15 protein-coding genes are annotated in these 14,686 nt (G+C 48.7%); all 15 read right to left on the reverse strand.

Annotated features, from left to right (window positions below):
• Positions 1-179 precede the first annotated feature (179 nt).
• Positions 180-557: a HumD family translesion DNA polymerase gene (locus ETG88_RS19785; RefSeq protein ID WP_129036206.1), complete on the reverse strand. Its 378-nt coding sequence runs from the start codon at positions 555-557 to the stop codon at positions 180-182.
• 1 nt (position 558) lies between these two features.
• Positions 559-798: a DNA polymerase V gene (locus tag ETG88_RS19790; protein WP_129036207.1), complete on the reverse strand. Its 240-nt coding sequence runs from the start codon at positions 796-798 to the stop codon at positions 559-561.
• Positions 799-1,606: 808 nt separating this feature from the next.
• Positions 1,607-2,032 carry a tail fiber assembly protein gene (locus ETG88_RS19795; RefSeq protein ID WP_233446095.1) on the reverse strand — a complete coding sequence of 142 codons (426 nt, stop codon included), beginning with the start codon at positions 2,030-2,032 and terminating at the stop codon, positions 1,607-1,609.
• 8 nt (positions 2,033-2,040) lie between these two features.
• Complete coding sequence (locus tag ETG88_RS19800; protein WP_129036208.1) at positions 2,041-3,279, reverse strand: hypothetical protein; 1,239 nt, start codon at positions 3,277-3,279, stop codon at positions 2,041-2,043.
• A gap of 48 nt (positions 3,280-3,327) precedes the next feature.
• Positions 3,328-7,017, reverse strand: coding sequence for a TipJ family phage tail tip protein (locus tag ETG88_RS19805; protein WP_129036209.1), 3,690 nt, complete (start codon positions 7,015-7,017; stop codon positions 3,328-3,330).
• Positions 7,018-7,068: 51 nt separating this feature from the next.
• Complete coding sequence (locus tag ETG88_RS19810; RefSeq protein ID WP_129036210.1) at positions 7,069-7,692, reverse strand: tail assembly protein; 624 nt, start codon at positions 7,690-7,692, stop codon at positions 7,069-7,071.
• Positions 7,670-8,404 carry a C40 family peptidase gene (locus ETG88_RS19815; RefSeq protein ID WP_129036211.1) on the reverse strand — a complete coding sequence of 245 codons (735 nt, stop codon included), beginning with the start codon at positions 8,402-8,404 and terminating at the stop codon, positions 7,670-7,672. Before ETG88_RS19815 ends, ETG88_RS19810 begins: the two co-directional genes overlap by 23 nt.
• Before the next feature lies 1 nt (position 8,405).
• Positions 8,406-9,143, reverse strand: a complete 738-nt coding sequence (locus tag ETG88_RS19820) for a phage minor tail protein L (protein ID WP_129036212.1) — start codon at positions 9,141-9,143, stop codon at positions 8,406-8,408.
• A 53-nt stretch (positions 9,144-9,196) separates the two neighbouring features.
• The gene (locus tag ETG88_RS19825) at positions 9,197-9,535 is read right to left on the reverse strand and encodes a phage tail protein (RefSeq protein ID WP_129036213.1); all 339 of its coding nucleotides are present in this window, start codon (positions 9,533-9,535) and stop codon (positions 9,197-9,199) included.
• A 52-nt stretch (positions 9,536-9,587) separates the two neighbouring features.
• Positions 9,588-10,121, reverse strand: coding sequence for an Ail/Lom family outer membrane beta-barrel protein (locus tag ETG88_RS19830; protein ID WP_129036266.1), 534 nt, complete (start codon positions 10,119-10,121; stop codon positions 9,588-9,590).
• A gap of 149 nt (positions 10,122-10,270) precedes the next feature.
• Positions 10,271-12,904 (reverse strand): phage tail tape measure protein, encoded by a 2,634-nt coding sequence (locus ETG88_RS19835; protein ID WP_129036214.1) that lies wholly within the window; start codon positions 12,902-12,904, stop codon positions 10,271-10,273.
• The gene (locus ETG88_RS22325; protein WP_164971830.1) at positions 12,837-13,058 is read right to left on the reverse strand and encodes a hypothetical protein; all 222 of its coding nucleotides are present in this window, start codon (positions 13,056-13,058) and stop codon (positions 12,837-12,839) included. The genes ETG88_RS19835 and ETG88_RS22325 overlap by 68 nt, the downstream gene beginning before the upstream one ends.
• Complete coding sequence (locus tag ETG88_RS19840) at positions 13,058-13,321, reverse strand: DUF1799 domain-containing protein (RefSeq protein WP_129036215.1); 264 nt, start codon at positions 13,319-13,321, stop codon at positions 13,058-13,060. Before ETG88_RS19840 ends, ETG88_RS22325 begins: the two co-directional genes overlap by 1 nt.
• A 47-nt stretch (positions 13,322-13,368) precedes the next feature.
• Entirely contained in the window at positions 13,369-13,680 is a 312-nt protein-coding gene (locus ETG88_RS19845; protein WP_129036216.1) for a phage tail assembly chaperone, read from the reverse strand.
• Between the two features lie 59 nt (positions 13,681-13,739).
• Positions 13,740-14,672 (reverse strand): phage tail tube protein, encoded by a 933-nt coding sequence (locus ETG88_RS19850; RefSeq protein WP_129036217.1) that lies wholly within the window; start codon positions 14,670-14,672, stop codon positions 13,740-13,742.
• Positions 14,673-14,686 lie beyond the last annotated feature (14 nt).

Below are 14,686 nucleotides of genomic sequence, written 5' to 3' on the forward strand. Positions count from 1 at the left end.
TCCTTCTGAGTTCAAAGGCGGATTAAAAGTAGAATTTATTGCTTTAAATCATGCAGATAGATACATTATCAGACCATTTTCAATCTGCATTTTCTGATTTGTAAATACGCTCATTTTCATATAGTTAACGCATAGTTTTGGAGAAACATTTTTCCAATTCGATCTGATTCAAGGCCACTTCACATCCCCGGATTTTCATCAAATTCCATTGTTCGCATGTCGTTTACCGCATGCATTATCACGCCGAAAATCCCGTCATCATCTTCTGTGTTTATCCGTTCCTTTCGTCCGTCACCGCCCAGGCTTTCCAAATGATTGTGGGGTTGAGTCCTGAACCGCCTGATATGGAACTCCCCCGCCAGCCTGCAAACGACTACAGAGCCGTCACAAGGCGTTGCCGAGCAATCAACAATGAGTAACGCCCCCTGAGTTATCCCAGCTCTCCAGTAAGTGTTCGCGGCCCGCATGAAGTACGTTGCGCTTGGGTGTGCAATAAACAGCTTATCCAGCGATAAGCGATCTTCGATGTAGTCTGTAGCTGGTGAAGGAAAACCCATTTCAAAGCCCCCCGTTCGGATTGAACAGCATAAAGGTACGCGCTTCCCCTTCTTCGGAAGAGATATCCTTGAAGGTCGTCACGTAGCACTCTATCCAGTTGTTAGCTTGCTTAAGCGACCAGTTCCAGTTGACGACCTCAAGCTGTTTAACAAAATCTTCCGTGGTGACGGTTCGCCGTCCAGATTGCTCAATCTTTACAGCGGCGCGGAAAGCGCCTTCTATCTCGTATTGCCTCGGCATAATCTGCCCTCTCGAAACACTGTTTATGCATACAGTATATTTTACCGTAAGGGCAGATCAAGAGAGATTTTTGTCGATTGAGTTATCTGGATGAAAATCGAAGGGATCTTTTACGAAGGGCTAAAGAGAAAATACGGGAGCCTGCCGACATCAGCAGGCCCAGTAATAACTGAGGAAAATCTTAGAAAACACACAGTTCCTGCGATGGATAGTTAATTCACAGAAAGACCTGCTTTTATGAAAATGTTTTGTGATTGACTACACATATTTTTAGAGGAATGTGTGTTCAGAAAAACTTTAACCTCCTATTTTCGATAACAAAAAATTGTGATTATTCTTAACTGGTAAATTTGTTATCCCTTTATTTAGAATAGTTATGTTGCCATGCAATTAATCTTAATGATCAATTAGCTCATAGAGGAAAACATGGAAGCGGGACTAGCGTTATGTGCTGCAGTGCTTAAAACATTATGTGAAGGGTTTGGCGAGGATAACCCTGTCTCCAGACGAGCCGCATGTTTGCGGTTATGCGAAACAGAGGTAAAATACAATCAAGTTATCGAAAAACTAGCATCCAAGGGGCTTCTGGACGTTGTTCATGTACCTAATGCAGTTTCAGGCCAGCAGACGCTATACCCTATCCTTCACTATGGCACATTAAGACTTATCAAAGCCTCGACTGCCGAGCATGTGCTTGTCTCTAATATTTCGCCAATACGTCGACAATAGTATTAAAAATAGCCACCATGTTCATTATATTATCCCAGCCTGGATAACTCTCTGGGCAAGGGAGATTATTAAAAAAATCTTAACAATATTTTTTATCCGGTATATCAGGCCAGTCTGGGCATGAAGGATTCACACGGTTTAATTCCACAGTATATAACTCCCATTGCTCAAGTGCTGAAAGCTCCTTATCTGTTGCTATTCCATACTTAGCCGCTCGTGAAAGCGGCGTTATGACTATTTCAGCCTCCTCCATTAATTGTGACTTTAATTCATTATTTTTTATTAGCATATTTTCTTGACTCATGCTTGCATCAACAAATGGTTGAATGCTCCCCCACACACCAGCTAAAGCTTCCTCATAAATTTTCACACCGTAACTTGTAGAATCATCGATTGAAGCAGTAAAAGGAATAGTTTTTTCCATTCCTACAAAAGCCACATTGCAATTTATAGCTGTTCTATCCGCCGAGGCAAATGCAAGATCTGTTACTTTTGAATACTCCATATTTAACCTCAAGCAATTCGTTGATAAAGTGTTTTTTCATTAGTATTTGAAGATGAGCCAAAACATCTCCATGTTCCAGCAGGAATTGGGTTAAGAAAAGAGCCTACAGTTCCAGCGTACCTTAACGAAGATCCGCTAACAGTCATTCCCGGCTGCGCAGCTGCTTGCACAGAAGTATCATAAATTACGCAGAACGCAAAAGACCCTACACTACCCAAGCTGAATATTATTGGATCTTTTTCAGCCGCCTCTGCTCGTCTTGCCGCTTCCTCTGCCCTGTCTGCATCCATTGAGGCAGATGAAGCATATCTTTTTACTTCCTCCTCTAACGCCACTGTATTAATCTCGCTTTGCTTGGAATTATTTTCCGAAGTCAGCGCATTTTTCTCAGATTTACTAGCATTTTCTGATGACTCTATAGTTGCATTAAGATTTTCATACACCTCCTGAGAAAGAATTACAACCTGATCACGCGCATCCTTAGTATCTTTAGCTAGAGCTTCTACTTCAATTTTTGTTGAGTTAATTTCATTAGTTGATTGAGAAATATTCGCCTGAGCTTCTATAATTAATTCTACAGAATCATCTATAAAAGCTACGCTTTCAGCAGCACTTTTTGCATAAGCGGCAGCTTCCTTGACACTGTTATCAACATTACCTGCCATTATAAAAGTATCTTCAGCATATTTTTTTGTTTGCTCTGCAAATTCAGATGCTGATATTTCATGTTTTTGTGCCAAAAGTGCACTTTCAGAAGCATTACTCTTGTCAGATGCAACCTGCATTGCATCTGCATGAATCTGATCTGCAAATGGTTTAAGTTGCTCTAAATCCGCAACAACGGATAATTTCGCTATTTTAACCCATGAAGGTCCTCTAAATGTAGATCCATCAGGCCGTATTATTGTTACTTCGCCATCTTCTGTTAATAGCTTCTGCCAGTTATCTTCATTCGTTAACGCCTGTAATAATGCTTGTGATACCTGGTCCACCAGCGCAGAGTAAACCGCATTTTGCGCGCGTCGTGGAATATGCACCCAAACCAAACCGGATATTGTTGGACCAATAAACTTACGTAATAGCGTAATGCTTGAATCACTATTAACAGTGTCTACAGGAAGCGTGTAAGGAACGGAGGCGATTTCAACATAAATAAAATCACCTGGGGTAACTTTAGATGCAAAATCAGTCCCAACACCAGTTAATGCCGTGGAGTTATTGACTAAATCAATAGTACCTTCTGCCATTTACTTAACCTCATGAAAAACCCGCACGATGGCGAGCTTGATTTCAAATTAACTAGATGTGAATGAACCGGAACCGCGAGCAATACTCATAATTGGCGCGACTATCTGCTTTCTAGAGGCATTTGTTAGTCCAGAAGCATCCTTAACGGTAATGCTCGCCGTTACGGTTCGACTTGTTACCCCGGATTTAGCGAATGAAACCGGGACTGCAAGTGCAAAAGATGTCCCAGCGCCAGGAACGCTAACATTAGGAAAGTTTTTAGTCGTCCCGTCGATTGTTACAGATATGCTTGCGGCGGGAACATTAGATCCGCTAACCCCATAAAGAAACACTACGGCTTGAAAAATGACGGTTTTGTTCAATGCTGTTGCGGCGGTGTCTGTATATACCATCGAAGTTGTAACGGAACCCGCCCCCTGTTTCTCTTTATCGACACCTAGCGCGGCATTTACAACATCACCTATAAATGACTTCGCCTCTACGGTTCCGCTAAATGTTCCGCTAGTTGCATATATTGCGCCTCGGAATATAGCGTTATTAAATTCACAATCACCATTTTTTCCGATATACCAACCGCTGATCCCTTTAACATAGTTCAGGGAGTAAATTTCATTACCGATTTTGGCATTCGTGATTGTACCGTTACCGATAAAGGCTTCTTTCAGTACAGCCTGACCATTCACAACGGCAAACACCAGCTCATAATTACCTGGCGTGCTCCCTGTATAAATGCCAAAGGTATCAGCAGCAAAAATTACAGTTGATTTGTACCCACCTCCGGATTGTGGCTCGATACCAAACGCCATGCCGCAGTTGTACTTCACACCGTTTTTATCAACACCCAGGTTCAGTGCGTAGTATGCAGCGGCTGTTCCATCTGACTTCACGTAGGAATCGAACTTCTGGTCCACACCTGCAGTAATGTCCCCAAGCTGGGCATTCACGGAGGTTTCAAGCTTCGAAACAGCACTCTGTGCATCAGCTGCGGCCTGACGAACCTCCAGAATATGCGCATCAGCCTCTTCGAACTGCGCGCGCACACTGGTTGTCAGTTCTGCCATAGCTCTGTCAACTTCGGCGATGGTGGTGGTGACCACAAGAATTTCGGCTTTCACCTCACCATACTGCTCCCACTGACGGAACGACACCTTACCAATGGCCAGTGAGTTATTCAGATTGGCTTCCAGGTTGGTGTTGATCCCCTGATTAAAGTGATCCCATACTCCGGAATTCTGGATTTCCTCGTCGAGGTCACCAATCAAATCTGATGCATCCTGATCAGTTACCCCTTTCACCCATTCAGTCCAGTCGCCCACGTTGCCGATACGGTCAACCAGCCTTACACGGTACCACTGGCTGACTCCGGCTTTCATTGGGCCATTCTGATAGGTCGATGAGGGATAAGCCAGCAGGGTTAGTTGCTGCGGATTCTGAAAATCAGACGTAGTGGCCCGCTCAATTTCCGTATAAGCGGTATCGCCTGAACCGTCAGGAAAGCCCCAGGCCAGATCAATATTCCACACCACGTTATCACTGGCGCGAAAATTTATGGGCGTACCAGGTTTACCCTGCTTACCTGACAGAAATGTATTATCGGCATATCCCCAAGGAGAGGATGTTTCCTGAGCATTAAGCGCCCTCACCCTCACATCGTAAGAGCCTGAATAAATCCCTTCGACAGTGAACCCCTGAGCGCTTGATACTGGCACGTTTATCCAGTCGCCGTTGTCCTTACGCCACTGAGCAACATAGCGGATTGCGCCCTCTACCCTGGCCCATGAAACATACATAGTCGCGACGGTCAGCCCCTGTGCGACGTAATCCGTTTCCTCGATCACGATATTGTCAGGTGCGTCGAGAACGTTAACTGGCGTGACCGTAATCGGCGGACTTTCTATGCGCACGCCATCATCGATGTAGCGATATTTCTCCGGATCGTGCTGAATAGCGGAAATGGTAAAGCCGCCCGTTTCATCGTCATTTGCCGCAACTGACATGACACGAAAATACTGGATTGCCACCCTGTCGCTGTCGATGGCCCAGACCGCTCCGTAAACGGGGGTCTGACTGAAAGCGGTCGTGATAGTTACCGTTTGTCTGTCATCGCTTAAAGACTCAATGGTGCGAGACTGCGTGGTACCATCAGGCATATTCATGACCAGACGGTCACCGGCCGCATACTCAACTTCACGATCGAGAGTAATCTCCCGCCCTTTAATCGACTTCATCCTGCCGCCATTCTGCAGACCAGCACGGAATGGGTCAGCGATACCGATAACCTGCGAAGGCAGCGGGATATAACCATCCAGCCCTACGCCGAAGGTTACTGAACCATCTTTGACGCTCGACAGTAGCGCCCACCGCCCCCTTCGATGCGCCTCACTTTGTTTAGTACAGCCTATTGCCGTCAGAGTGAGTTGATTAATCTGATAACGCTCAACCAGTTCAGAGTCATAAACGCCCTCCACGGTGTCGCTGTAATGGTTGATGGGATCAGACCAGGACACAAGACAGGAGGAATAGCGGTTTTTATAGCTGCCGCCTGCGTAGGTAAAGTCACCGTTAATGACGTTTGATGCAGTGTAAACCCAGTCCACGTCATCCTGTGGAACGTCTGCTTTGACAAAAAGCTGCTCATTACCCCAGAACGTGATGCCGCGAAAGACCGCCGCCAGATCGTTCAACACTGTATAGGCGTCCTGCTGGCTTTGGATGAATGCGTCACAGGTGAAACGGGGTTCGGTGCCCCCAGCGCCGTCAGAAACTGATTCATCGCAATAGCGCGATATCTCGTACAGCTCCCACTTGTCCACCATGCTGGCATCTATGCGTGAACCCATACCGTAAATCTCATCAAGGATCAGGTCATAGAAAATCCACGCCGGGTTGTTACTGTATGCCCACTTGAAACCACCCGACCAGCTCCCCGAGTATGTGCGGTAAACCGGATCATAATTATCCGGCACGCGAATAATTTTCCCTTTAGGTTTGCACGTTACTTTCGGCGCTGAACCATTGAACTGGCTGGCGTTGACTTCGATATAAAGCAGCGCCGTGTTCGGATAACGAAGTTTACTGTCGATCACTTCCGCAAAAGAAGACACGCTGAAAGCGTTAACCAGTTTCGAATCAGTGGAGTCAGGAGTCAGGCGTCGCACTCTTACCGACCAGCCGGTAACGGATGCCGGAAAATTTATCCGGTGATCGCGCTGGTATTCTGACGTGGTTTTCCCGTCAAATTTAGCCCTGACAACTTCCTCCCATGTGCCACCATCGGTTGACAGGTCAATGGCATATTCAGTGACCGTGCCCACCATGTCGCCATTGTCTTTATAACGGTATTGAGCAGGCAGGCTGAGTTTAATTCTCACGGCATCGAGTACGAGATTCGAAAACTGACGCGTCCACGGCACAGACTCGGTGACCTTCACCCCCACTGACATTTCATTATCAACTTCCGGCATCCCCGGAATGTATTCCTGATCCTGTGTTCCGGTTCGGAACTCCCAGGTAATCCCCTCAAAGTTATAGCTGCCGTCATCGTTCGCAAGCGGCGTATCGTTGAGATAAATCTCCTGAGCGGTGAGATCACCCTGAATTTCACCCTCAGAAATTGCAATGAGCATTTTCAGCCGTGCTTCTGAAAGTAAATCATCAGGCTGTTCAACAGGCGTGTGCGCACTGCCCCCGCCGCCCTTCCTTCCTGCAAAAGGTTTCTCAGTAAATGAATAATTCATATTGCGCCCATTAAAAAGGCCACCCGAAGGTGGCCTGAAAGAAAACTCAGATTACTGCTGATCGCTTGAGAACATGCCAGCGCTGATAATTGCCCCTCCGACCTCGCGAGCGCCGTAAAGCACCGGAACGGGATACCCCATCGAGACGGTATTCACCGGGGCACCAAAAGCGTAATTCGGCTTGTTGTCTGTACTTGAAGATGCGCCAACGTTAAAAGAGGGCTGCGGGGTCAGCATCTGCACCACGCCGCCCAGCATCATACTGACACCGATGGATGTGAGTGCCGTAACAGCTGCACCTGTCGCAGTTGTGGCACCAATTGCGGCCCCATACAGCGCCAGAGAACCACCAGCAGTAAAGAACGCCGCAGCAATGGCTACCGCCCCGATGACAATCTGCAGCATGCCGCCGTTTTTCGCCCCTTCCAGCACCGGTTCAATGGTAAAGACATCCCCGCCCATCGTCATATCAAACTCACCAATCCCGATATTGTTGCGACCGCTGTAAAAGGCGAAGCGGATACCGTTTATATGAGCCTCGGACATATATTTTCGAAACCCAGGCACTTGTGAACACATCGCTCTGAGCATTTCGCGGAGGTCTGCAACATGAAACTGGTGAGTTTTACCGAATTTTTTCGCCATGCGGCCTTTAAGAATCAGCGTTTTTTTCAAGGTTTACTCCTTTGTGTCTGACCACGCGGACCGTTCGGTCACGGTAATACTTGCCATACGGCACGCGCGTTGAAAGCTGTCCAAACATGTGATGCAGCATCTGATTATCACCCAGATATATCGCGGCGTGGTTGGTTACTGGGGCGCTGACCTGCATCATTATCATGTCGCCAGGCTGCATCTGGTTAACGGGTACTTCATAAAATCCTTCACGCTCCCAGTTAACGTCATAACGGTTTTCCTTACCGCCCACCCACCATTCGTAATCGACAGAATAATCACCCACAGCCACGCCATGTTCTCGCTGGTAATATTCCCTAATCAGTGACCAGCAATCGGCGTATCCCAGCAACCACTGGCGCCCGACATAATCGCGATCTTCACGCGGTGAGATGGTGCAAAAATCTCCGTCAGGCCAGGACATAATTCCCCACTCAATACCTGACCAGTCACACTGGATACGGTCAAACTCAGAAGGCACCAGGCGGGTTACATCAGGGTGAGAGTGAATAACCATAATAATCTCACCCTGTTTTTCGGCAGCGCGTCGGTCATTCGGTGACAGGGTGAACGTTTCGGTCGGGTCATTCGCTACGTTACGGCATGGAATGTATTTCTGCCCCGTGCTCGCTTCCACAATTACCCCGCAGGCCTCTTTAGGGTATTCAGCCGCTACGTGTTTGCGGATGGTGTCCATCAGACGTTTACGCATGTTATTTCCCCTGTAAATTTGCAGCAGGAAAGCCACCAAACGGTAACGGCTGATCATCACCATACCGATCCTGACAGTCGCGCATACGCCCACCGCAGACATCCAGCCCCGGGTTATCCGTTGGCGTACCGTCTTTCTGAAAATACTTCGTTCCGTTGTAGTCGCAGCCATTACCTGTGCGATACCAGCCCCGCAAGCACCAGGTACAGACGGGAAGGATTTGCCTGGCCGGCAGTTGCAGGTTCTGGATGTCAAAAGGTGAACACAGCTCGAAATCAATCTGAATGCGTGACTCGGAGGTTTTGGCGTTGATGTAGAAAAGCTGAACGCGCTCTTCGTTCGGGCTGGCATCAGGATTGCCATCAATCCAGTTTGCCGCGTCGAGATATTTCGCAAGAGTGGTCCGAATGCGCACCTTGGCCTTCACCATGTCGTCGTACTGAAGGCAAAGCGCCGTGACATAGTTAGAGACATTGCCAACAGATAGCGTTGGCGTAGGCTGCGGCCCTGAGCCAGACAGCTCAATACCCGTGATCTCGTAAGGATGCGGGTCGTATTCGTTGCCCTGCCAGATGATGGAGGGCAGATTGTCAGCTGCAAAGGAGGCCCAGCCCTCAGTATTGATATTGTACGCATGGAAGCGCAGCACCTTTTCCATACCGAACGCAGTGCCGTCCACTTCGATTAAGTGGATCAGTTCGCCAGGCTCCAGCGACTGGAAATCAGCATTTAGTCCCATAAATTTTACCCATAAAAAAAGCCGCATACGCGGCTGGTGGAATGAATCAGATTTTACGGCGCAAAGGCCTGTTTGAAGGAAAAGCCGAGAGTGACCACTTTCCCGGATACAAAAGTCGGTTTGATTGAGTCAGGATTCACCCGGTAGAGTTTTTTCTCACCCCACGGATTTGACCACCAGAAGGATTGATGGGCGTGGGAATGAAGAAACTTCCTGATGCTGGCCACATCTTGTTTCTTCCCTGTCCACGTCAGCTCCCACTCTTCCTTAACGCTGTTGATCCCGTTAACAGCCACCTGTTCGTAACCGTCACCGAACTGTGCGGTGTAGAGGTTGATCGTGTCGGTCGCGGTTGGTGAAACCTGCGTGGGCCATGTGAATGTATCTGTCATATTTCACCTATAAAAAAACCCGCCGAAGCGGGTTTAACAATATTTTGACTAATCAGAAGCGATAACCTACACCAACCACCCAGGTATTCACTTTATAATCATCCAGTTTTGAGTATTCCCAGGAAGCGTCAATTGCAACATTAGGTGTTACGTTAAACTGTGCCCCCAAAGCGCCAACGAATGCACCTGTACTTTCGCTATACTGATAGTCAATGCTGCTAACATTCAATTTAGCTTTGCCATGAGCATAACCAGCCAAACCGTATGCAGATAGATATTCATTAAAACGATAAGACGGGCCAGCCATCAGAGAAAGGTATTCCAGCTTAGCATCAGCAACGCGTGAACCGCCCATGTAGAGATCATATTTACGCTGAGTGCTAGTTACAGAGCCAACTACACCCCACTGATCAGTGATTTCGTTACGTAATTTAACGTTAATCCCACGAGGCTTATCATTAAGGTTATCACCATCCATCTTCACGTGGCTTTGAGCGAAACCGAGAGAGATTGTGTTTTCACCTGCTGCATATGCCGAGGTAGATACTACTGATGCAGCAAAAATGGCTAGACCCAGAGTTTTGATTTTCAAAACCAAATTCCTTTTTTCTAAAATTTACGCAAAATTGCATTGGATATATAACGAAAAAAGGCTAAACGCACACTAAACGAAAGGCTATTGAAGCGCCGTTAAACACATGTTTTATAAAGAATTAATAGTTCCAGTAAGTTCTCTCAACTGCGCTTATACAATACTCCTCCTTCAGACAACTCCTTGCGCAACCGCGTTGCTATCTCTTGCTGAACAACCGATTTAACAAGGCAACCTATATTCTCAGCCCCTTTACGATTTGCCCCATCGCCTACAGCACTACTTTCTTGAATAACAGAAACTGGTGCCTCAACATTTACTGTCACTCCACCACCAGACAAACCATACATTGGGGCTCGTCCTACCACCCCGCCTTCGGCGTAAGCCTGAGCGTTGTGCATCATCGCGTAGAGGTTTTCTACACCGATTGCACTAGTAGCCTCTTTTGTAAAGACAAACTCACCACCGTGAACAATGCCTTTAGGTTCGAACTTTCCACCAGCACCGGTGTATCCCCCACTGTCGAAACCTGGTACCAAGCCACCATCAGAAAAACCCATTAGGCCAGCTGCACCCTTAGCTGCTTTGATCAGAAAAATTTGGGTCAACATCTGAGTCATTCCTTTTAGGAATGTAGACAGGTAGTCCTTAAAATTAGCTTTTCCCGTTGTGAAGAAATCCGCCAGGCTGCTGGACATTGCACTGAAAGCCCCCTGGCTGACGCTCGCCACATTGCCGTAAACATTGGTGGCTGAATCCTCATACTCTGCCCAACCCTTTTTAGCACCTGCAAGCCAGTCACCACGAAGCGCATCCTCTTTGGCATATCGTTCCTCCAGCTTGTCGAGGGATTCTGATTTGTCAGTGTCAGAGGCTTTCATCATCTTAAGCTGCTCACGTTCCCTCTCTCGCTGCGCCTGCCTGTTACTCATGCCAGCGGTGCTATCCATTGCTGCAATGAGGGCGCTTTGCTGCTGGATAAATTTCAGCGAAGTTTCATGGCCTTTTGCTATTTCCTGAATATCTTTTATCCGCTTAGCCTCTGCGGATTCAGCTTCAAGCGCAGCGCGGATCTCTGCGCTCCGGGCAACCAGACTTTTTTGGTCAGATGTTAAAATCCGCTTTTGCTTCAGGTCAGCGATCTGCTGATTAAACTCAAGAAGGCGCTTTTCTTCAGATGTCAGGTTTTTGGTTGTTTCATTCTGCTCTTTCAGTACAGCCAGGCGTTTCGATGACTCCTGAAGCATCCTTGTAGCAGAATCATCGGTGTAGGCTTTTTCTTTCTTTTGCCCCTTTTGCTGGCTGTTGGCGTAACTTTCATTCTCACGACGAATTGCTTCATCCTTTGAGGCCTGGGAAGCATAGGAATTGCGAATTTCAGCCAGGCGTCTCTGATGCTGCTCTTCCTTATTTTCGTATTGTAACTTCCACTTCTGATCGTCGTTGAAACTGCGCTTCCTGCGCTCTTCTTCATCTCTTTCGGCCTTTTCACGCGCAGCAGCAATATCAGCCTGAAATTTTTCCTCCTGTAAAACGTCCAGTGACTTTTCAGCCCCGTAGTTGTTCATCCCCGAAGGGGTGGGTATTTTTCTGCTGGCGCGTTTCTGAAGGTTTTCTATCTGGTCTTCGATGGTTTCAGGACGGCCGATCCCCAGCATCGCATCCCAGGCTTCAGCGGCTTTCTGCTTGATGGCCTGCCAGCCCCATTCCATAAAGCCCAGGTTGTTGGTTATGTCAGTGGTACGGTTTTGAATGGCGTCGGCATACGCATCCATCGCGATTTTTGCCGCGCCGGTAGTATCACCAACCTGTGATAGAGAATTAATTTGTTCAAGCTGGCTGGCGGTCAGAAAGTGAAGCTGCTCATCCAGTTCCTTAGCCGCGCTGAGAGGCTCCTTTTGCAGTCGCGCAAAATGCCCGACCGTCGCATCGACTGACTGGCCCGTAACCTGTTCAAGTTTGATCGCAGAACGGGTAATCATCTCAAGCTGGTTGCTTCCAAAACTTCCTGTGCCGACAACTTTAGCCAGGGCTGCCGCTGCATCACCACGCGTGATGCCGTTGCCTGAGATAGCTTTCGCCAGATTGTGAAGTTGTGACGTAGTACGCCCTGCATAACTTCCGGTCAGCGCGAGCTGCTTATTAAACTCGTTGCTTTCTTTCTCGCCTTTGTAATAAGCAATGCTTAAAGCGAGTACCATCCCGGTCAGCCCTGACACAGCTGGAGTGAGCGCCCCGATATTGCCAAGAAATGACGTTCCTGTACCTGCTACACCGCCCAGGTTGCTTCTGACGAGTGAAGCGGCCAGAGTGCGCAGGTTCTTACCTGCTGCTGCCGTCTTCACATTGAAGCGGGCCGTTCCTTCTTCGGCCTTTTTCAGCTTCTGGATATAAATCTCAGCCGCCGAACCCGCCCCCAGCTGTTCAGCCCTGTAGCGCAGCAACTCTTCACGGGACAGGCGCGTGGTGGCAACCTGATCTTTCAGCTTTTTGAGAAAAACTTCACGCGCTGCCGCGGCACTTTCTTCCGCGCGTCGGCCTTCGATCTGTTTGGCGGTAATCGCTGAAAGCAACGCCAGATAATCTTCCTGGATTAGATTCCCGGATTTTTGCGCCGCATGAAGGCGGGCACGGATTACCGCGATGTTATCCGTTTCTTTGGCCGCATTTTTGATGCTGTCGATCTGTTTATAAAATGCCGACGCCAGTTCATCCTGGGCGCTGGCATTTTTTTTTCGTTGCTGACTCAGAATCGGCCAGCCGTTTACGCAGTTCATCTACCCTGCGGTGGGTTTCATCAACGCTCTGGCTCAGTTCATCTGCGGAGCCAGCCCCTCCCTGCGCCGCTTTGCGAAAGTTATCAAGCTCCTGCGTGCCTTTTTCCAGGCTACTGGTATTCACACGCAGTGAGATCGTGGCGATATCACTCATCAGGCCACCTCTTTTTTATGCATGATTTTCAGAGCGGTTCGCTCCATGATACGGATGTCATTTAGTGCGGTTGCCTCATCCTCGATGCCGTGAACGCGCATCAGCCAGGGCAGGACGTTGTAATCAAGCCCTGTCGCGCCCCCAAAGCCGGTGCGCCATTGCGTAGACAGCGACTGGAACAGGCAAAAGGTGGGCCACACATCAGGCAGAACGTGAACGATCACATCGTCATAATCGTCATCAGTCAGCCCGAAGGTGGCCATGTCTTCCGCTGCCACTTCAGGCGTATAGAATGCAGAGGCAACCGCTATCAGTTTTTTTCCCGGTGCCCCATCAGTTCGGCGTAATATTTTTCCGTGATCGCTCCCGCCGCGCCCAGGTAGTTATCCAGCAACACCGTCAGGTTTTCGCGGGTGTAAGGTTCAGGCAGCGCCCAGCCCTCAATAATTTCAGACAGGAAATCAACTGCTGTTGCCCCTTCACGCTTTTCCATCTCTTTAATCTGATCCGCAGATTTATGACGGAACGTAAACGTCAGAACGCCCGCCTCTTCCCCGGCACGCGGGATCTCAACGTTCGCTTTAAAGGTCGGTTTCGGTTGCAGTTCAAATTTTGTAGCCATGTTTTTTCTTCCTCAGAAACTAAAAAGCCCCCGAAGGGGCGAAGATTATTTAAACCGGATTATTCTTCCGTAACGGTGACTTCACCCGTGGCGGTTTTCTTGCCGTCAACGGTGGTGCAGGTGATCGTCGCGGTCCCTTCAGCGACCGCAGACACTTCACCGCTGGCGCTTACGGTCGCCACCTCAGTATCTGAACTTGTCCAGGTCACCGCTTTATTGGTGGCGTCAGCCGGGGCAACGGTCGGCGTAAGCTGGCCTTTATCACCGACAACCAGATCTAACGTGGTTTTGTCCAGAGTTACGCCTGTCACCTGCACCGCTGGCGTGGTGACGTTGGCGATTTTGTAGAACGTCATAGCCGGAGACTGAAGGTTGAGAACCGCGCTTACGGTTTCGACTGAGTTAACGGCGGTCTGCGGGATATCATTAAAAGAGGCTGTCGCCGCCCAGTAGCGGTTTTCTTTCGCCTTAGGCACGTACATGTACGCCGCCACCGTTTCTTCGTCTTCATCGAGCTGGCGCAGCAGCGGGTAAGCCGGAAGCGATGAATCATGCGCAATGGTGTAGGTTTGCGAGCTGGCTGATTTGTACGTGTTCAGGTTGCGCTGGCGGTCATCTGACAAAAACTGGATCTGTGTGGTGTTCTGCTCGCCACCCGCGTTGGCGACTTCGGTGATCTGAGGGATTTCAGTCCATTCGGTGACTTTGCGCAGCGTGCCGCTACCGCCGCCAGCAGGATATTTCCCGGTGTTCGTGGTGTTGATATTGCGAAAGGTAACCGCAGAACCGGCAACGGCATCAACCAGCGCCACGACGTTATCAATTCCGGTCCAGTCGCAATTGACGTGTACTACGTCACCAGGGGCAAAATCCCCTTCGCCTTCGAGGGTGACAACGGTATGTTCGGCGTTCGTGGCGCCGGTAAACGTCACAGCAGGATCATAGCCCGACGCCAGATAGACGTGCGAACCGTTAGGCAATGCAAAGCCCATAGAGATATCTCCAT

It is taken from the genome of Lelliottia nimipressuralis, from assembly GCF_004115925.1.
In the GTDB taxonomy this organism is placed as follows: Bacteria; Pseudomonadota; Gammaproteobacteria; order Enterobacterales; family Enterobacteriaceae; genus Enterobacter; species Enterobacter nimipressuralis.